Source organism: Rhodopila globiformis (assembly GCF_002937115.1).
Taxonomy (GTDB): Bacteria; Pseudomonadota; Alphaproteobacteria; order Acetobacterales; family Acetobacteraceae; genus Rhodopila; species Rhodopila globiformis.
On sequence record NZ_NHRY01000064.1, the window covers coordinates 17876 to 35636 of the forward strand.

Here is a 17761-nt window from a genome sequence, read left to right on the forward strand (position 1 = left end):
CTGCTTATCGCGAAAATGCGTCAGGCTGTCGATCGCAGCACCGCCAGCGTTTCTTCTGGCTCTGGCCGGCGCGTGTAATCTGGATCTGCCTCGATTGACAGCACCGTCCCCCCTTTCGCCATCACAATGCGGGCAGGAACCGGCAAGCGCCAACTGCTGTCGCCGTCGAATGTCGGCAGGTCGATGCCGAAGCCGGCATAGACCTTGATCAGGTCGTCGGGCAGTTGCATTGCGATCCCGTAGGCTTCAGCCACCTTGTTCCCGGCGTCGAACAGCAGGCCGAAGGCAAGCTTCATCTGCGCGCGCATCTCGTGCGAGATCGCCGGCAACTGCGGTGAGATCACCACCAGTTCGGCACCAAGAGCATGAATTTCCGGCAGGACTGCGTTCAGAGCTGACAGCTCATGTCGGCAGTAGGGTCACCATCGGCCGCGGAAGAAGGAAACAACCAGCGGCCCGCGCGCGACCAGAGCCGCCGAGGACACGTCCGTGCCATCCTGATTGGCCAACGTGAATGCCGGGCCGGGTTGCCCGACCTTGGGCATGTTTGCCTGGTAGCCCGAGGCACGCTGCTCCGCCGTCACGCGATGCATGATTGCCAGGGCCTCGGGCGGGATCCGACCGGGCTTGCTGCCGTCGCCTTCCGCTGCGCGGCGGGTGGTGTCGAGGGAGTCCTTGAGAGAGACCATCACGGTGCCTTTCGCAGTTGCGCCAACGGTAGAAGGTCCAGCGGTGGCCGGCAAGCCATGAGGATGAAGGCGCGCCGTCGAGCCGTCTCAACCTACCTGCGATTTGCTGGAGCACGCCAGGAAGGACCTCGACCGCGGCCAGCGACGGTGTCAGCGTGGCTCGGTCCAGCTCTCGGAAAACGCCAGGGCGCAGGTGCTGAACGGTCTGCCCTCGCGCTGGGTCGGAAACGGGTGACCCTTCGCCTGAACCCCATTGACCGTCAGACGCGCCCCGAGAGCCGGGATCAGCACCGTGCAGACCCCGTACTTGCGTGCCGGCGGAGGGCCTGGTTGGGTATGAATCAGCAACGGATCGCCGATGTCATACCACGTGAGCGTAACCGCCTCATCGCGCGATACTGCTCTCTCGGTCCAGAAATCGCGCGCATCGCCCGCTTTGTCGAACGCCGCGTCGGTCACGGGGATGGCGGTGTCCGCAAGTTCCTCATTGAGCATGCCCTGGACGGTCTTTTGCAGCCAGCGCGCCATGGCGATGTTGTCGGAATAGATCTTCCATCGGTCCTGGGTCAGCTCGCTTTTCAGGTAGAGCACATGGCCAGCACCGGCGGGCGAGATCAGGATCCGCCAGAAACTCGCGTTGGTGATGATCGCGCCGCCATCGGTTTCGCTCAGGCGGATGAAAGGATTTTCGCCGGTGAGGATCAGCCGGTTCGGATCGGGCGACATCGGATTTCCTGAAAAACGGTGGCGTCAGTTGAGCCTACCGGTCATTCGGTGCCACACGCAATTGGGTTGGCGGTGCGCGACCAACGGACCCCGGTCCGAAGCCAGGCGGTTCTCGCAAAGCGGCCGCGGCTGCGCCCGCACCGCGACATCTCGCAAGACAAACCGCCGCTGTGTCTCGGTTTCCTTCAATTCGTGCATAACGCCCGCCGTCGCGGCAAAGCTCTGCTCGGCGCCCACGCCAGAGGCCTGGTCGGGTAAAGCATGCCACTACCCTGAAAACCAACAGGAGCCTCCGCGGTTTGCTGCAGGATGCTCTTGAGCCTGGTCGTCAATACTCGATCTCGCGCAGCCGCCTGAGCGATTCCACGAGCAGACGCTCATGTCGCAGCAGTTCCCGGCGATGAATGAAGGCCAGATGCCGGAGAAGCCCCTCGCCTTTCCTGGTGAGCGCAACAAGCACGCTGCGCCGGCCAGTTGTTGAGTTGCGGCGTGTCACCAATCCCGCACGAGCCATGCGGTCGACGAGCTGCACGGCGCCATGGTGCTGCAACAGCATCGCCTTGGTGAGCTCCCGGATCATGATGCCGGCAGCGGGATGAGTCCTGATCACAGGAAGCGCCTGATATTGTGCCGGCGTGACATCCGCGTCCCGGCTTGCGGAGTCACTGAATGCAAGAAAGCGCCGCAGCGCGAAGCGGAATGCCGCCAGGCTCTCGTAGTTGCTCCTGGCAAGTCCGGTAACCCGGCTTTGAGACATGGCGTCCCTCCACGTCACAAAGGTCGATCACTGCGTCATTTTGTCGTTCAGGCGCCAAATCGGCGGATGGCGGTCCCGGCGGCGATGGCGCCGCGGGCAATCGGCTCAGTGCACAATCCCGTTAGCCGCTTGCCTGCCACGCATATGTATCATAGCGTGATATGAACAGGGCGTACCGAACATCGCGAACATGCTTTCCCGTCATGTTTGCCATGCACGTGACGGTATAATGACGTGCGCCGGAGTTGCCTGCCCAATCGTTACTATTACTAACCGTTGGCCTCCAGGCGAGGTCTCTGCACTTGAATGCGTGATCGCTATCGGAGTGGATCCCTGCGGGTTCGCCGGCCGACGGGCAGCTCGCAGCCCTACCGCCTCCATGCGCGCGATACAGGGAATATTAACAAAACGGGGAACAAACAAATGCCAAAGCCAGGCGATTCTATCGGCGCCACGCGAGCAGCGACGCAGCCAATCGCCTGGTGGAAGGAGCCGACCAGGGACCAGTGGTTTGCGTTCATTGCGGCCTGGCTGGGCTGGACCCTCGATGCCTTCGATTTCACGGTCTTCCTGCTGATCATGCATCCGATCGCTCAGGAGTTCGGCGTGTCGATGACGTCCGTGACGTTCGTGTTCACGATCACCCTGTGGATGCGACTGGTGGGCGCCACCGCGGCAGGCTGGGTTGGCGACCGGATGGGCCGCAAGAAGCCCCTTATGATCGCGATCCTCGGCTATTCACTCTGCAATTTCGCCGCAGGCTTCTCGCCGACATTCCTGTTCCTGTTCACTGCCCGTGCCGTGCTTGGCCTGTTCATGGGCGCGGAATGGCCCGCTGGATCGGCCCTTGCGATGGAAACCTGGCCGCAGCGCTCCCGCGGCCTCATGGCTGGCGTCCTGCAGGGATCATGGGGACTGGGTTTCCTGATTTCCTTTGCACTCTACGGCCTGTTCTACAATTCGATCGGCTGGCGCGGCATGCTGTGGGTTGGTGTGCTGCCAGCCCTGGCCGTCGTCTACGTGCGCTATTTCGTGAAAGAGCCCGAGGTCTGGGTCGAAAACCGTCGCAATCAGCGTCTGCAACAGCGTGAGGTCAAGGCGCCGCTCGTCAGCATCTTCAGGCGGGGCATGTTGCTCAACACGCTCAATGCCTGCTGGGTCCTGGCAAGTGGTTTTATACTGTATTACTCGATCAACGTGCTGTTCGCGACGCATTTGCAGGTTGATCTGAAGCTTTCGCCCGGCGCCATTGGCGAGATCGGCGTGGCGGCCAACCTCGTGGTGTTCCTGGCAAGCATCGGCTGGGGCTGGGTCGCCGACCGCTACGGCCGCAAGGCCGCGCAGATCCTGCCCGCCGTGCTCGCGATTCCGGTCGCGCCGCTCTACCTCCTGACCGGCAATTTCACCCTGATCTGGTGGGCCTATGTGCTGCAGGGGGCATTTGGCAGCGGCGGCTTCGCGAGTCAGGCCCCGAGCTACCTGAATGAACGGTTCCCGACCGAGGTCCGCGCCACGGCAGCCGGCTTCTGCTACCATCAGGGCGCAATCTGGGGTGGCCTCGTGGCCCCGGTGCTGGCGTACTTCGCCACGGCCTGGGGACTTGGCTATGCCATCCCGATGCTGGTCGGAACGATTACCGCCGCCCTCAGCTTCGCCATCGCAGTCGCGCTTGGTCCCGAAACAAAGGACGTCGAGCTCACCTCCGAGGTGGTCCTCGCCTGAGCCGCAGTGCCTGATCGCCGGGAAATCGTCCGGCATCCACGAAGGGGGTCGGGGCCACGGCAGGGAACGGGGTGCTGACGGCTTCCGGCGATCAGGCCGCAAGCACGAACCGGCACCGAGCAGGTCGAGACGGGGGCGCCCATGCATCGGGCGCCTGATGGTTCCGGAACGCGCCCTCAGGTGACATGCGGCCTGAAGCGCTTTTTTCTCCGCATCCCCCCAGGCGAGTGGGCAGGGCGAACCGTTGCTTCCGTCACGGCGGCCTCCCCGGCCAAGGCCGGGAAGGCCGGGAAGGCCGCCGTCCACGCCTTTCTGCGGCATGGACACCGCCACGCGTGGATGCCGCGCCTGAGCGCGGCCCGACGGGGTTGCAACGACCGCGCCCTGTGCTCCGCAATGTCAGCGCCTGTATCACACGCCATGACGGATGAGCGGCAGGCCCTCCGCCTGCCGGCCCTCTTCCATGCCGCGGCTTGCTACGATACCGGCGACACCACGTTCAGCAGCTGCCGCAGCCGCGCCGCGCCGGCCGGGCCCTTGATGGCTTCCCGCCAGCCTGCCTCGGCCACCCGCTGGTGCGCCGCGATGGCCTCGTCGGCGCCGGTGATCATCGCCACCCCGGTGTGCACCCCGGGATGCGAATCGGTGCGGAACGGATTGATCGCCAGGCTCACCCGGTCCCGCGCCCGCAGTATCTTGAACGCCGACGTCGGCGGCGCCCCGGTCAGCAGACCGAACTGCAGCCCCATCGGCTCGGCTTCCATCAGGTTGGCGATGTTCTCGACCTCCGACATCGCCACGTCGCGGCAGATCCGCCGGACGCGTTCGGAAGCATGGCCCCCGTTGACGATCCCGACCTCGATCAGCCGCTGCACCGCCGGCAGCGAGATCATGGCGATGATCGTCGGACGGCGCATGACATACATCCGCTTGCGCGCAGCCAGGATGCCCATCACCTGCTCGGCCATGCTGCGCATCGCCACCCGCTCGGGTCCGCCCTGGTCCGCGGCTTCGTCGAACGCCTCGGCCAGGGCCGAATCATAGGCTTCGGACGTCGTCAGGTAGCACAGCGGCCCCGACAACTGCAGGATCTGATCGGCCGTCTCCTCGATCTGCCGGATGCGCTCGAAGTAGCCGATCGGCCGGTTGTAGTACTCGACGCCGATGCCAAGCAGCGACAGCGGGGAAATCTTCAGCAATTCCGCCAGCCGCTTGATGGTGTCGAGCTTGATCACCTCGCCTTTTTCATAGCGGTACAGCGCAGCGCGGGAGACGCCGAGCCGGGCGGCAATCTCCTCGGCACGAAGCCCCGATTCCAGGCGGTACGCCCTGAGCTGCTGCCCGATCTCCGTAAAACGCATCGACATCGATTACCGGCCCTCCCCCCACGGATGCGGGTCGTTAGTGAACTGACTCATGCAAAGCAGCCGTGCAACATGTCGGAATCCGGCAAGAGCTGTCTCAGAATCGTCTTTCCGGCCTCAGTTTAGAGTCACCTCACTCTAAAATTCAACCCCCTTTCATGCTATGGGACTCATTCCGTCGTTCTTCTCCGTTATTATTTCTTATCACGAATTGAATGCGCGGCCAGCCCTTCGGTCACCTGAATCAGCGCCGAATGATCCTGCTCCGCTCCGCCGTGGGCGATGCAGGACGCAAACAGCTGCTGCACGACGGCGGTGTTCGGCAGCGCGAGGTCCAGGGCCTTGGCCGAGGACAGCGCCAAGTTGAGGTCCTTCTGGTGCAGCTTTATCTTGAAGCCGGGATCGAAGCTGCCCTTGATCATCCGCTCGCCGTGCAGTTCCAGCACGCGCGAGGCTGCGAATCCGCCGCTGATCGCCGCCCGCACCTTCGCCGGATCGGCGCCGGCCCTGGAGGCGAACACCAGCGCCTCCGACACCGCCTGGATGTTCAGCGCGACGATGATCTGGTTGGCCACCTTGCAGACCTGGCCGGCGCCGTTTTCCGGGCCGACATGGGTGATGGTCTTGCCCATCAGCTCGAACAGCGGCTTCGCCCGCTCGAACGCCGCGTCCGGGCCGCCGATCATGACGGTCAGCGTCGCCTGCTTGGCGCCGACCTCGCCGCCGGACACCGGAGCGTCCAGGTAGTCGCAGCCCTTGGCGTTGATCCGCTTCGCGTAGTCCCTGGTCTCGATCGGGCTGATCGAGGACATGTCGATCACCAGCGTGCCTTTGCGCAGCCCCTCGGCCGCGCCGTTCTCGCCGAACAGCACGGTCTCGACGTCGGGGGTGTCCGGCAGCATCAGGATCAGGGTCTCCGATTCGGCCGCCACGTCGCGCGGAGTCGCGACGACCCTGGCAGCTTCGCGGACGTCCCCGGTCAGGCTGGCCCGCTCGGGCACGATCAGCTCATGGCCGCCCTTCTTCAGGTTGAGGGCCATGGGGCGGCCCATGATGCCAAGGCCGATGAATCCGATTTTCATGTCGTTCACTCCCTATGGTGACTGGCGTGTCGTTGCGTCCGGGGTCGTGCCCCCCGTCATGGCCGGGCGTGTCCCCATGCGTATCAGGATAGGACGTCGGGCGGAGCAAGGGCTTCTCCCTATCGTCATGGCCCGGCGTGTCCGGGCCATCTACCCCCAACCGTCGAAGCGCAGATGGCCGGGACGCGCCCGGCCATGACGGTGAGGCAACGGACCGGGCACCAGATCCTTCTCCAAGCGGTGCCCTATCCTGATAGCCATGGGGACACACCCGGCCACGACAGAGGGACAACGGACCCGGAGCCGTCTCAAACGCCGAACGTCTCGCGCCAGCCCAGTCCGGCGGTCGTCTCGCCGGCGGGGCGGTATTCGCAGCCGACCCAACCCTGGTAGCCGAGCGCGTCCATGCGGCGGAACACGAAGGACCAGCCGATCTCCCCGGTGCCGGGCTCGTTGCGTGCCGGGACATCGGCGATCTGCATGTGCGCGATGATCGGCATGAACTGCTCCATGCGCCGGGTGATGTCCCCTTCGGTGATCTGCACGTGGTACACGTCGAACTGCAGCCCCAGGCGGTCGCGGCCGATGGCCTCGACGATCGCGGCCCCCTGGGCCTGGGTGTGCAGGAAATACCCGGGCATGTCGCGGTGATTGATCGGCTCGATCACCAGCCGCACGCCGGCCGGCTGTGCGTGCTCGGCCGCCCAGGCGAGGTTCGCGGCATACACCGCGGTCGCCGTGGTCAGCGACACCTCGGCGGGCACGATGCCAGCCATGCAGTGCAGCAGGCGGCAGTCCAGCGCGGCGGCATAGTCCAGCGCCTTCTTGACCGACTCGCGAAACTCCCCCTGGCGGCCGGGCAGGCTGGCGATGCCGCGCTCGCCCTGCGACCAGTCGCCCGGCGGCATGTTGAACAGCGCCTGGGTCAGGCCCTCGCCGTTCAGCCGGGTGCGCAGTTCCGCCGCCGGCCAGTCATAGGGGAACAGGAACTCGACGCCCTCGAACCCCGCCTTCCGGGCGGCGGCGAAGCGGTCGAGGAACGGGATTTCGTTGAACATCATGGATAGATTTGCGGCGAAGCGCGGCATGGCGGACCTCCCTGATTTCCTTTAGGCCCTGACTCCCCCTGGGCCGAACCGTCTGCGGTTGGGGCCGTGCAAACATGCCCCTTGCCTGCCCGTCCGAAACACGCAACCACTGGACCTACCTTTAACAAGATAGGCATCGGCCGGGACGGAGGCTACAGGCGAGCGGTGGGCTTGGCTAGCCGCCGGCTGGGCTGACCTCGTTCAACCGCGGATGGTGAGCATGATCGCCGAACGGATCCTGATGGGCCTGCTGCTGGGCGGGGTGGCGGTCGGCTGCATCCTTGTGTTGTATCCGTTCCTGTCGGCGCTGCTGTGGGCCGGCATCCTGGTGTACACCACCTGGCCGGTCTACGAGCTCCTGCGCGAGCGCCTGCGCCTGAACCGCGTGTCGGCGGCGTCGGCGATGGTGGCGCTGACCGCGGTGGTCCTGGTGCTGCCGATTGCCGTGGCGGCGCCGAGCAGCGCCGACGACGTCTCGAACCTGCGCCACATCGTCATGGGCGCCCTGCGCGCCGGGCTGCCCAGCGCGCCGCCGTGGGTGTTCGACATCCCGCTGGTCGGCCACACCTTCGGTGGTCTCTGGGATCGCTGGGCGGCCGACATCAGCGTGATGCTGGAAGCGCTGCGCCCCTATTTCGGCATCGTGCTGGAGAACGGCCTGAGCCTGCTGCTGGGCATCGCCAACGGCGTGCTGATGTTCCTGCTGGCGCTGTTCGCCGGCTTCTTCTTCTATGTCTATGGCGAGCCGATTGCCGAGCGCCTGCGCCTGATCCTGCACCGTATCGCCGGCGTCCAGGCCGATCGGCTGATCACGGTGACGGGGGCGACGGTGCGCGGGGTGGTGTACGGCATCCTGGGCACAGCGGTCGTGCAGGGGCTGCTGACGGCGTTCGGCCTGTGGATCTCCGGCGTGCCGCGGCCGCTGCTGCTGGCGGGCGTCGCCGGAGTCCTGGCACTGCTGCCCATCGGCGCGCCGCTGGTGTGGATTCCGGCTGCGATCTGGCTGATGACCAGCGGCCATCTCGGCTGGGGCATTTTCCTCGGCACCTATGGCCTGGTGGCGATTTCGGGCTCCGACAGCCTGATCCGGCCTTGGTTCATCGCCCGCGGCGCGCAACTTCCCTTCCTGCTGACGGTGCTGGGCGTGCTGGGCGGCGCGCTGAGCTTCGGGCTGCTGGGGATCTTCCTCGGGCCGGTGCTGCTGGGGATCGCCTTTACCTTGGTCAACGAATGGGCGCGTGGCACCGATCCCCGGGCGGCGGCGGACGAGTAAGCGGCATCGTGGCCCGGGATGGACGATGCGCGCCATGCGACCGCGGCGACGGGCCGGCGTCACTTCGCGTCGTGGAAGATCACCCCCAGCGTGTGCCGCTGCCCGCTGCGGATCCGGCTGACGCCATGCCGCATCGCCACTCGGAACGCGCCGCGCGTGCCCTGCGCCGGCCGCTGGTTGACGGCGAAGATCACGCCCTGCCCGCGCGTCAGCGGCACCACCTCGGCACGCACCTGCATGCGTGGCCGCTGCTCGGTCAGCAGGAATTCGCCACCGGTGAAGTCCTCGCCGGGACGGTTGAGCAGGAAGGCGACCTGGAGCGGGAAGCACAGGTCGCCGTACAGGTCCTGGTGCAGACGATTGTAGTCGCCGGGACCGTAGCGGAGCAGCAGCGGCGTCGGCCGGGTCTGGCCGGCGGCATGGCAGCGGGCGCGGTAGGCGGCGTGGTCCGGCGGAAACGCCGGCGGACGGCCGAGCGCCCTTTCCCACCGGTTCGCCACCTCGGCCAGGCGCGGATACAGCGCGGTGCGCAGGCCCTCGATCAGCGGCGGCAACGGGTAGCTGTAGTAGCGGTACTCGCCCTGGCCGTAGCCGTGGCGGGCCATTACGACCCGGTTGCGGAAGGCGGCGTCGGTATCGAAGCCGGCGCTGAGCCCGGCGCATTCGGCCACGGTCAGCAGCGGCCCGATGACGACGTAGCCGTCGGCGTCCAGGGCGGCGCCGATCCCCGGCCAGTCCAGGGCGTCAAGCCGATCGGCGATGGGACGGTCGTCGGCTTCGGGATGCAGGGTGAGGTCGTGCATGGCGGATCTCCGGCGCGGCGGCAACAATGAGGCTGACATAGGCTTTCGCGGCGCATGACACAGTGCCGGTCGCTGGAAGAACCGGCCCTGTTGGACGTGGCGGAAGGTATTTCGCCGCTTGCCTTGGCCATGACCTGCAACGACTGGGGGCTGGGTCCTTGGCGGGTGGTGCCAGGGTCATCCGGAACCGTCCGTGCCCGTTCATCCTTCCGCGATTCTCAACACGGAGAAAGCGGAGGACCGCGAAGGGTCACGAAGACCGGACCTTGCTGGCGCATCGGGACCTGACCAGCCACATGATCGGGCTGGCGCATCAGCGCCGCTACAGGCCTGCCTGGATACCATGTGCCTGAAGAAGGGGCCGTGCTCTTCATCGCCTGAGTCGTTCACACCCCTTCATGGCCCTCGGAGGTCCTCCGTCGTCCTCCGTGTTGAAAATCGTTAGGCGATCCAGGCTCCGCCGCCGCTTAGACCCGCCCAGGACGGTGCCGCACATGTCGCCCCACCGGGCCGAGACGGAACCCCTTTGCCCTTTGGCCTGCCAAGATCGGCAAGGGCCGAGGGTATCTCCGGCGGGCGGCAGTAGCCTGCAACGAATGGCGACCTGGACGCCTTCCGGGTCTTGCCGTGGCCGCACTGGCGCACGCACGCATATCGCGACTGGCGGACCGCCGGGTAACCGACCATGATGACGCCGGCGCCGCCAGCGCAGGAGGTTCAGGCCATGGTCGCCGTCATCACCGCGGTCAGCGCCCGCCCCGGGCCGCTGGGTCGGCGCCACGCGGGCGCGCCGCCGGGGCTGTCGCCGTGACGGTTCCGCCGGAGCAGGCCGAAACCGCGCGCTTCCTCAGCCAGCTTGCCGGCGGGCCGCCGCGGGAGACGCATATTTCCGCGGTCTTCATCGGCGCCGACACGGTCTGGAAGCTCAAAAAAGCGGTCCGCATGCCGTTCCTGGATTTCACCACGGTGGCGGCGCGGCATCATTTCCTGCGGCGCGAGCTGGCGCTGAACCAGCCGCATGCGCCCGGTATCTACCGCGACGTCGCCGCCGTGGGGCGGCGCCCGGACGGTAGCCTGGCGCTGACCGCCGAGGACGAAGCTGCCGTCGATTGGGTGCTGCGCATGGCGCCGGTGCCGGAGCAGGACTTCCTCGACGTCATTGCCGCGGCAGGCGGGCTGACCCTGGCGTTGCAGGATGCGTTGGGCGACTGCGTGGCACGCTACCACGCGCCGCTGCCGCCAGTGACGGACTGGGACAGCGCCGCCGCGCTGCGGCGCATCACCCGCGGCAACGTCCAGTCGGCGCTGGCGGCCCGCCTGCCCGAGGCAGAGGTCCGCCGCTGGCAACAGGGGATGGAATCCGCGATCATGGCGCGCGCCGCCTGGCTCGCCGGACGCGCCGGCGGCGGGTTCGTCCGGCGCTGCCACGGCGACCTGCACCTGGGCAACCTGTGCCTGTGGCAGGGCGTGCCCGTCGCCTTCGACGCCCTGGAGTTCGACGAGGCGATGGCGACGATCGATGTCGGCTACGACCTGGCCTTCCTGCTGATGGACCTCGACCACCGCGTCGGGCGGGCGGCCGCGAATCGGGTGATGAACCGCTATGTTGCCCGCACCGGCGACGCCGGCCTGACCGCCGGGTTGCCGGTGTTCCTGTCGCAGCGGGCGATGGTGCGCGCCCACGTGCTGGCGGCGATGGAGCGTGGTGAGGAGGCGCAGGTGTACCTGCAGGCGGCGAGCGCCTACCTGTCGCCGCCGCCCGCCCGGGTACTTGCCATCGGCGGCCTGCAAGGCACCGGCAAGAGCACCATCGCACGGGCGATCGCCCCGGACTTCGGCCCGGCGCCGGGCGCGCTGGTACTGCGCAGCGACGAGCTTCGCAAGCGCCTGCACGGCGTGGCGCCGGAGGCGAAACTGCCGCCGGAGGCATATTCCCAATCCGCCAACGCGGCCGTGAATCACGCCCTGATCGACCTGGCCCGCACCGGTGCGGCCGGTGGCCACGGCGTCATCGTGGATGCGACGTTCCTCGACAGGGCAATGCGCCACGACCTGGGCGCTGCCATCCGGGCCGAATCGATCCCGTTCACCGGCGTCTGGCTGCAGGCGCCGCTGGCGGTGCTGGAGCGGCGCATTGCGGCCCGGCAGGGCGATGCCTCCGACGCCACGGTCGCGGTGCTGCGCCAGGCGGTGGCGGCTGATCCCGGCGCGGGCGACTGGCGGGCGGTGGATGCGCGCGACGGCGCGCAGGCGGTGCGGGACATCCGTGCCGCCGTCGCCGGATAGCGGCACGCCGCACGGGCATCGGGACAAGGTGGCGGATCGACAACGATTTCGTGCCATGTCCGTTGCCGCTCCGCCATGCCCCCCGAAAGCGCCCACATGATGGGACGCGGGAGCACGGCCACCGCGTCATGGCCCGTGCCGGATTCACCGCTCCATTCCGGTTGGCCGGACGCCAGGCGCACCGCCCGGACCCGTGGCGGCGCTGCCGGGACCAGATGCGCGGCCCGCTGACCGCAGTTCGGATTTTCGTGCCAACTCCGAACCTTGATCGATTCGACTCAGCCCACAACGGTGTGAGCGACGTTCAATTCTTCGACGGTCTGTTTTGAATGCGGTACTGCCGCGCTGACCTCGCCGCCGTCCTGGATCCGGCCAGGCGGCGCCGGCAGGCTACAGCAGACCGCAGGTTGGTTGGGACGCAAAGACGGCAGGTCTCGACCGGCCGGCGGTCTGCTGTAGCCAAGCGGAACTGGCCACGGCCCCCGCGGCGCGCCCACCGGGTGGCCGTGGCCAATGCAGGCTGCGCGGGCTATTCCTGCCGCTCTTCCCGCGCCGAGCCGTCGGCCTCCGCCCCGGTAAAGGGATTCAACGCGTCGTTCCGGCCGTTCATCCGCGTCCAGGCGATCTTGTGGGCCGCGCGGTTCAGATCGGACTGACTCTCCATCCGTTCGGGCTCACGATCAGCCTTGGCCTGCTTGCTCTGCGATTTGCTCTTATTCATTCGACCCTCCCGTTCAGTGTGTAGCCGGCGGATCGCCGCAGAGGACAGAATAGTGCGGGTCTCGGCGAGGCCGGCAGCGGCGCTTTATAGCTTCTACTGAACAGCAGCGCGATCATCGAAGTCAAACGATCGCCATCCGGCGGCCGCACCGTGCGCCCGCCGCAACAACGAACCGCACCGGCAGCAGCGCTCGGGCCCTCAGGCGCCGGCCATCGTCATGCCGTCGATCCGCACCGTCGGTGAGTCGGTGCCGCGGCGGAACCGCAGGTCCGAGGCGGGGGTCAGGTTGGCGAACATGTCCATCAGGTTTCCCGCCACCGTCACTTCGGCCACCGGCTCGGCCAGGGCGCCGTCGCGGATCATGAAGCCGGCGGCGCCGCGGCTGTAGTCGCCAGTCACGCCGTTGATGCCCATGCCGATCAACTCGGTGACGTAGAAGCCCAGCTTGATGTCGGCCATCAGTTCGGCCGGGCTCAGCGTGCCCGCGGCGAGGTACAGGTTGGTGGTGGAGGGCGACGGCGGGCCGCTGGTGCCACGCGCCGCATGGCCGGTCGACGCCAGCTTCAGCTGCCGCGCCGATCGGCTGTCGAGCAGCCAGGTGGTGAGAATGCCGTCCTCGATCAGGGCCCAGGCCTTCGTCGGCGTGCCCTCGCCGTCGAACAGCCGCGAGCGCAGGCCACGGACGCGCCGCGGGTCGTCGTGGATGGAGATGCCGGGGGCGAACACGCGCTGGTGCAGCTTCTCCTTCAGGAAGCTGGTGCCGCGGGCGATGCTGGCGCCGTTGATGGCACTGGCGAAATGCCCGATCAACCCGCCGGCGACGCGCGGATCATACACCACCGGGATCTTCGCCGTCGCCGGCCGGGTCGGGTGCAGCCGCGCCACTGCCCGCTCGCCGGCGCTGCGGCCGATGCCGGCCGGGTCGTCCAGGTCCGAGAGATGTACCGTGCCGTGGTAGTCGTAGTCACGCTGCATTTCGGTGCCGCTGCCGGCCACGGCGGTGGCGGAGATCGAGTGGCTGGTGCCGACGCGGCGTCCGGCGAACCCGGCGGAGGTCACCAGGACGATCTCGTTGCGGCCATAGCTCGCGTCGCCACCCTCGGAGTTGGTGACGCCCGGCACGGCGAAGGCCGCGTCCTCGGCGGCGATGGCGCGGGCGGCCAGGTCGTCCGGCGACGGCTCGACCGGGTCGTCCATGTCGAGGTCGAGCGCCGCGGGCGGCGCCCAGGTGTCGGCCAGGCCGGTGAACGGGTCCTCGGGCACCACCCGCGCCATCGCTACCGCCCGCTCGGCCAGGTCGGGGAAGTGCGCCGGGTCCAGGGTGGAGGAGGAGACGATCGAGGCCCGCTTGCCGACGAACACCCGCAGGCCGAGGTCGTGGCCCTCGGACCGTTCCAGGTGCTCGGTCTTGCCGTGGCGGGCGGACACCGACAGCGCGGTGCCGTTGATCAGCACGGCGTCGGCGGCGTCGGCCCCGGCGGAGCGCGCCTGCCGGATCAGGTCGGACAATAGGGTCAGGGAGTCGGTCATCAGGCGCTTCCTTCGCTGCGGCTGGCAAATCATACCGGGTTCGAGGGTTCGTCCATAGATGGGATGCGCGCGGCGGATTGCAGCGGTAGGCGGCCCGCCGTGGCGATCAGAACGGGGCGGCGGATCGAGCGGGATCCGGCGGCCTGGTCCGTTGCCTCACCGTCGTGGCCGGGTGTGTCCCGGCCATCTGCGCTTCAACGGCGGGGGGTGGATGGCCGGCCAGGACGAGAGGGAGACGACCTTGCGCCGCCACATTCCGTGTCCCGAGACGCATGGGACGACCCGCCGCCTTGCCTGACGGGCCGCCCGGCGGTTTCATCGTCCCGAAGCCACGGGGACAACCAAGGGGAGCGGAACATGGCGGCGCTTGACCATTGCTACAACGTCTTCGACCTGCGCGAGGCCGCCCGGCGGCGCCTGCCCCGGGGCGTGTTCGAGTTCGTCGACCGCGCCACCGAGGACGAGCTGGCATTGCGCAACAACCGCGCGGCGTTCGAGAAAATCAAGCTGCTGCATCGGGCGCTGGTGGACGTGTCGGGGCGCGCGACGACGACCACCCTGTTCGGCAAGGAGATCGCCCTGCCGATGGCGATCGCCCCCACCGGCGCGGCCGGGTTGTGCTGGCACGAGGGCGAACTGGAACTGGCCAAGGCCGCGGCGCGGGCGAAGATCCCCTTCACCCTGGCAACCGGGGCGATGACCGCGATGGAGAAGATCGCCAAGGAGGCGAATTTCCGCCTGTGGTTCCAGCTTTATGTCTGGAAGCGTCGGGAGCTGTCGTACCAGTTGATCGAGCGCGCGAAGGCCAACGGGTTCGAGGCGCTGATCGTCACCACCGACACGATCGTCTCGCCGAACCGGGAGTACAACGCGAAGAACGGCTTCCTGCTGCCGTTCCACCCGACCTGGCGCTTCACCTGGGACATCATGCAGCACCCAACCTGGTTCGGCACGGTGCTGCTGAAGTACTTCACCACCATCGGCATGCCGCGCAACGAGAACTATCCGGACCCGTACCGCCGCCCGGTCACCAGCGACGCCAGTACGCAGGAGGTGATGCGGCAGGACTCGCTGTGCTGGGACGACATCCGGATCTTCCGCGACAAGTGGCCGGGCATCCTGATGCTGAAGGGCATCAACCGGGTGGACGATGCGCTGAAGGCAATCAGCTACGGGGTGGACGGGCTGATCGTCTCCAACCACGGCGGCCGCAACATGGACAGCGCGGCGGCGACGATCGACATCCTGCCGGACATCGCGCAGGCGGTGGGGGACAAGGCGACGGTGATCCTGGATTCCGGGGTGCGCCGCGGCTCCGACATCGTCAAGGCGGTGGCGCTGGGGGCGAAGTGCGTGCTGACCGGGCGGGCGACGCTGTATGGCACCGCGGTGGGCGGCGAGGCGGGGGCGGCGAAGGCGGTGAGCATCATCCGCGGCGAAATGGACAAGACCATGGCCTATACCGGCTGCAACCGGGTGGACGAGATCACACCGGACATCTTCTTCGCCAGCCGCGACAGCAACCGGCTGGTCGCCGAGTAGCGGTGTGCCTTGACATGGATCAAGGCTTTTTCCGGCCCGCCGTGCCAGTGTCCGCGTGGTTTTATTTCAGAGGACGCTTTCGATGTCGGCATCCGGCGAGTCGAGCCTGCTTTCCAGGGTGCTCGACTGGATCAAGGCGCGGCTCGCGCAGGACTCGGAACTGGCGGCCATGTCGTACCAGGACCTGCAGTTCCTCGCGTCGGATATCGGCGTCAGCGTGTCGGACCTGCGGGCGATCGGGCCGCGGATCACCGATCACGACGCACTGATGAAACAGATGATGCTGGCGCGTGGGCTGGACCCGGACGTGGTGCGGCTGGCGTTCAGCGGCGTGATGCGCGACATAGAGGTGACCTGCGCCCGCTGCCGGGATGCGAGAGCCTGCCAGCGCGAGCTTGCGGCCGGTTCGGCGGCGGAACATTGCCATGAGTTCTGCCCGAACGCCCCGGTGATGGATGAGTTGCTGGAGATCAGGTCGCAGCCGCACTGAGCGGGACGCCCGACCGCTGGCGGAAAAAGGCAGCGGCCGTTGCCCCGCCGCCATGGGCGGGCGTGTCCCGGCCATCTGCGCTTCAACGGTTGGGGGGTGGATGGCCGGGATACGCCCGGCCAGACGGATAGAGAACGACCGCGGCGCCAAATCCTCCTCCACCCATTGCCCCATCCCGATGCACATGGGGACACGCTCGGCCATGACGAGAGGGAGAACGGCCGCGACGACGGAAATCGTCGCCATCCGCTCCAGTTCGTCTCGGACCGCGCCCCGCTACCGCCGGCGGCTTGCCATCAACGGCTGAATCCGCTCGCCAAAATTCCGCAACCCGGCGATGAAATCGTCGAACGTCAGCATGACGCCGGCCAGCCCGTCGATGCTTTCAAGCTGATCCAGCATCGCCGCAACCGAGGCGTACGACCCGACGATCGTTCCCATGTTGAAATTCACCGCCGATACCGGATTGCTGATGCTCTGCGCGGTGCCGCCGGCGTCCGCCTTGTCATCGGCCGCTGCCTGGTCGCCCAGCCACTTCAGCGCGTCGAGGTCCTTGCCGGCCTTGTAGCTCTCCCATTTCCCCTGAGCCGCCGCGTCGGTTTCATCCGCGATCACCATGAACAGCGCGTAGGCACCGACCTTGCGGCCGGTCCCGGCGACTGCCTGCATCAGCCGGGCGATCGTTGCGGAACATTTTGCGGGAGTGTTGACGCCCTCGCCGAGGCAGAAGTTGTAGTCGGCGTATTCAGCGGCGAATGCCATGCCGACGTCGCTCTGCCCGGCCGAGACGATTGACGGCATCGCTGCCGGGCGCGGGCTGAGCTTGCAGTCTTCCATCCGGAAATACCGGCCCTTGTGGTTCGACGTGCCGGTCGCCCACAGGTCCTTCATCACGGTGACGTATTCCGCGCTGTATTCGTAGCGGCGCTCGTAATGCTCCTTGCCCGGCCACAGGCCCATCTGCGCGTACTCGGCCTCGGCCCAGCCGGAGACGATGTTGATGCCGAAACGGCCTGGCGCGATGCTGTCGATGGTCGAGGCCATGCGCGCGACGATCGCCGGCGGCAGGGTCAGCACGGCGGTGGAGGCGTACAGCCTGATCCGCTGGGTCACCGCGGCGAGGCCGGCCATCAAGGTGAAGCTTTCCAGCGCATGATCCCAGAACTCGGTCTGGCCGCCGAAGCCGCGCAGCTTGACCATCGACAGCACGAATTCGAAGCCGTAATGTTCGGCCAGCAGCGTGACGTCGCGGTTCAGCGCGAAACTGGGTTGGTATTGCGGCGAGGCCTTGGAGATCAACCAGCCGTTGTTGGCAATGGGAATGAAGACGCCAAGCTCCATCGATGCGCTCCTGTGACAATCAGGAGGTCAGTCATGCATGTGGCATGCCATGCCGCGCCTGGCCTTGCCGATCATGGCCTCGCCTTCGCTGATTGACTGCGGGGCAGCGGCTTGATGGGCCACCTCAGCATGGTGCCGGCAAGATGCCAGCCATGACGACAGCACAATCGGGACAATGCGCTTGGCTCACGACCATGTCAGCGGATCCCGCCGGGACTGTCTGAAGATTGGGGGTGCGGACGACGGCGCGATAGTTTCGTGTCTGTTCTCTGATTGGGGGTGGACGCGTGGCTTGGATTGTGCGGTTGGTGAAAACCGACGCTGACGGTGAGCAGCGGTCCGTTGAC

General features: G+C 67.1%; 15 protein-coding genes and 1 pseudogene. 5 read left to right on the forward strand and 11 right to left on the reverse strand.

Annotated features, from left to right (window positions below; all coding sequences use genetic code 11):
- Positions 1-20: 20 nt before the first annotated feature.
- The 4 genes and pseudogenes from CCS01_RS06225 to CCS01_RS06240 form a co-directional block, all read right to left on the reverse strand.
- A pseudogene (locus CCS01_RS06225) lies at positions 21-407 on the reverse strand (redoxin domain-containing protein); the annotation flags it as partial.
- A 12-nt stretch (positions 408-419) separates the two neighbouring features.
- The gene (locus tag CCS01_RS06230; protein WP_104517964.1) at positions 420-689 is read right to left on the reverse strand and encodes a thioredoxin domain-containing protein; all 270 of its coding nucleotides are present in this window, start codon (positions 687-689) and stop codon (positions 420-422) included.
- A gap of 150 nt (positions 690-839) precedes the next feature.
- Complete coding sequence (locus CCS01_RS06235; RefSeq protein WP_104517965.1) at positions 840-1415, reverse strand: hypothetical protein; 576 nt, start codon at positions 1413-1415, stop codon at positions 840-842.
- 328 nt (positions 1416-1743) lie between these two features.
- Positions 1744-2172, reverse strand: coding sequence for a MarR family winged helix-turn-helix transcriptional regulator (locus CCS01_RS06240; protein ID WP_104517966.1), 429 nt, complete (start codon positions 2170-2172; stop codon positions 1744-1746).
- Between the two features lie 423 nt (positions 2173-2595).
- Here CCS01_RS06240 and CCS01_RS06245 point away from each other — a divergent pair, with 423 nt between their 5' ends.
- Complete coding sequence (locus tag CCS01_RS06245) at positions 2596-3894, forward strand: MFS transporter (RefSeq protein ID WP_158258256.1); 1299 nt, start codon at positions 2596-2598, stop codon at positions 3892-3894.
- Positions 3895-4370: 476 nt separating this feature from the next.
- On the opposite strand, the gene CCS01_RS06250 is transcribed toward CCS01_RS06245, so the two are convergent.
- The 3 genes from CCS01_RS06250 to otnI form a co-directional block, all read right to left on the reverse strand.
- Positions 4371-5255 carry a helix-turn-helix domain-containing protein gene (locus CCS01_RS06250; RefSeq protein WP_104517978.1) on the reverse strand — a complete coding sequence of 295 codons (885 nt, stop codon included), beginning with the start codon at positions 5253-5255 and terminating at the stop codon, positions 4371-4373.
- A gap of 197 nt (positions 5256-5452) precedes the next feature.
- A complete protein-coding gene (locus CCS01_RS06255; RefSeq protein WP_104517968.1) occupies positions 5453-6340 on the reverse strand; it encodes a 2-hydroxy-3-oxopropionate reductase in 888 nt (295 codons plus the stop codon).
- A gap of 308 nt (positions 6341-6648) precedes the next feature.
- Positions 6649-7428 (reverse strand): 2-oxo-tetronate isomerase, encoded by a 780-nt coding sequence (gene otnI, locus CCS01_RS06260; RefSeq protein WP_104517969.1) that lies wholly within the window; start codon positions 7426-7428, stop codon positions 6649-6651.
- 220 nt (positions 7429-7648) lie between these two features.
- Between otnI and CCS01_RS06265 the strand changes: the two genes are divergently transcribed.
- A complete protein-coding gene (locus CCS01_RS06265; protein ID WP_239992022.1) occupies positions 7649-8701 on the forward strand; it encodes an AI-2E family transporter in 1053 nt (350 codons plus the stop codon).
- A 59-nt stretch (positions 8702-8760) separates the two neighbouring features.
- On the opposite strand, the gene CCS01_RS06270 is transcribed toward CCS01_RS06265, so the two are convergent.
- Entirely contained in the window at positions 8761-9504 is a 744-nt protein-coding gene (locus CCS01_RS06270; RefSeq protein ID WP_104517971.1) for a 2OG-Fe(II) oxygenase, read from the reverse strand.
- Positions 9505-10311: 807 nt separating this feature from the next.
- Between CCS01_RS06270 and CCS01_RS06275 the strand changes: the two genes are divergently transcribed.
- The gene (locus CCS01_RS06275; protein ID WP_104517972.1) at positions 10312-11790 is read left to right on the forward strand and encodes a bifunctional aminoglycoside phosphotransferase/ATP-binding protein; all 1479 of its coding nucleotides are present in this window, start codon (positions 10312-10314) and stop codon (positions 11788-11790) included.
- A 529-nt stretch (positions 11791-12319) separates the two neighbouring features.
- Here CCS01_RS06275 and CCS01_RS06280 read toward each other — a convergent pair.
- Together CCS01_RS06280 and CCS01_RS06285 are read right to left on the reverse strand one after the other, a co-directional pair.
- A complete protein-coding gene (locus tag CCS01_RS06280; RefSeq protein ID WP_104517973.1) occupies positions 12320-12511 on the reverse strand; it encodes a hypothetical protein in 192 nt (63 codons plus the stop codon).
- Positions 12512-12709: 198 nt separating this feature from the next.
- On the reverse strand, positions 12710-14041 hold the full coding sequence (locus CCS01_RS06285) for a TldD/PmbA family protein (RefSeq protein WP_193540112.1): 1332 nt from the start codon (positions 14039-14041) through the stop codon (positions 12710-12712).
- Between the two features lie 357 nt (positions 14042-14398).
- On the opposite strand from CCS01_RS06285, the gene CCS01_RS06290 reads away from it, so the two are divergent.
- Positions 14399-15583: an alpha-hydroxy acid oxidase gene (locus tag CCS01_RS06290; RefSeq protein WP_104517974.1), complete on the forward strand. Its 1185-nt coding sequence runs from the start codon at positions 14399-14401 to the stop codon at positions 15581-15583.
- An 82-nt stretch (positions 15584-15665) separates the two neighbouring features.
- Positions 15666-16073 (forward strand): DUF6455 family protein, encoded by a 408-nt coding sequence (locus tag CCS01_RS06295; RefSeq protein ID WP_104517975.1) that lies wholly within the window; start codon positions 15666-15668, stop codon positions 16071-16073.
- A gap of 276 nt (positions 16074-16349) precedes the next feature.
- On the opposite strand, the gene rutA is transcribed toward CCS01_RS06295, so the two are convergent.
- Entirely contained in the window at positions 16350-17414 is a 1065-nt protein-coding gene (rutA, locus tag CCS01_RS06300; protein WP_104517976.1) for a pyrimidine utilization protein A, read from the reverse strand.
- Positions 17415-17761 lie beyond the last annotated feature (347 nt).

What these genes read in the sequence shown, in the direction of transcription:
- CCS01_RS06230 (WP_104517964.1), bottom strand. Translation starts at nt 689, where the DNA reads ATGGTCTCTCTCAAGGACTCCCTCGACACCACCCGCCGCGCAGCGGAA.
- CCS01_RS06245 (WP_158258256.1), top strand. Translation starts at nt 2,596, where the DNA reads ATGCCAAAGCCAGGCGATTCTATCGGCGCCACGCGAGCAGCGACGCAG.
- otnI (WP_104517969.1), bottom strand. Translation starts at nt 7,428, where the DNA reads ATGCCGCGCTTCGCCGCAAATCTATCCATGATGTTCAACGAAATCCCG.
- CCS01_RS06290 (WP_104517974.1), top strand. Translation starts at nt 14,399, where the DNA reads ATGGCGGCGCTTGACCATTGCTACAACGTCTTCGACCTGCGCGAGGCC.
- CCS01_RS06235 (WP_104517965.1), bottom strand. Translation starts at nt 1,415, where the DNA reads ATGTCGCCCGATCCGAACCGGCTGATCCTCACCGGCGAAAATCCTTTC.
- CCS01_RS06255 (WP_104517968.1), bottom strand. Translation starts at nt 6,340, where the DNA reads ATGAAAATCGGATTCATCGGCCTTGGCATCATGGGCCGCCCCATGGCC.
- CCS01_RS06250 (WP_104517978.1), bottom strand. Translation starts at nt 5,255, where the DNA reads ATGCGTTTTACGGAGATCGGGCAGCAGCTCAGGGCGTACCGCCTGGAA.
- CCS01_RS06265 (WP_239992022.1), top strand. Translation starts at nt 7,649, where the DNA reads ATGATCGCCGAACGGATCCTGATGGGCCTGCTGCTGGGCGGGGTGGCG.
- CCS01_RS06285 (WP_193540112.1), bottom strand. Translation starts at nt 14,041, where the DNA reads ATGACCGACTCCCTGACCCTATTGTCCGACCTGATCCGGCAGGCGCGC.
- CCS01_RS06270 (WP_104517971.1), bottom strand. Translation starts at nt 9,504, where the DNA reads ATGCACGACCTCACCCTGCATCCCGAAGCCGACGACCGTCCCATCGCC.
- rutA (WP_104517976.1), bottom strand. Translation starts at nt 17,414, where the DNA reads ATGGAGCTTGGCGTCTTCATTCCCATTGCCAACAACGGCTGGTTGATC.
- CCS01_RS06295 (WP_104517975.1), top strand. Translation starts at nt 15,666, where the DNA reads ATGTCGGCATCCGGCGAGTCGAGCCTGCTTTCCAGGGTGCTCGACTGG.
- CCS01_RS06240 (WP_104517966.1), bottom strand. Translation starts at nt 2,172, where the DNA reads ATGTCTCAAAGCCGGGTTACCGGACTTGCCAGGAGCAACTACGAGAGC.
- CCS01_RS06280 (WP_104517973.1), bottom strand. Translation starts at nt 12,511, where the DNA reads ATGAATAAGAGCAAATCGCAGAGCAAGCAGGCCAAGGCTGATCGTGAG.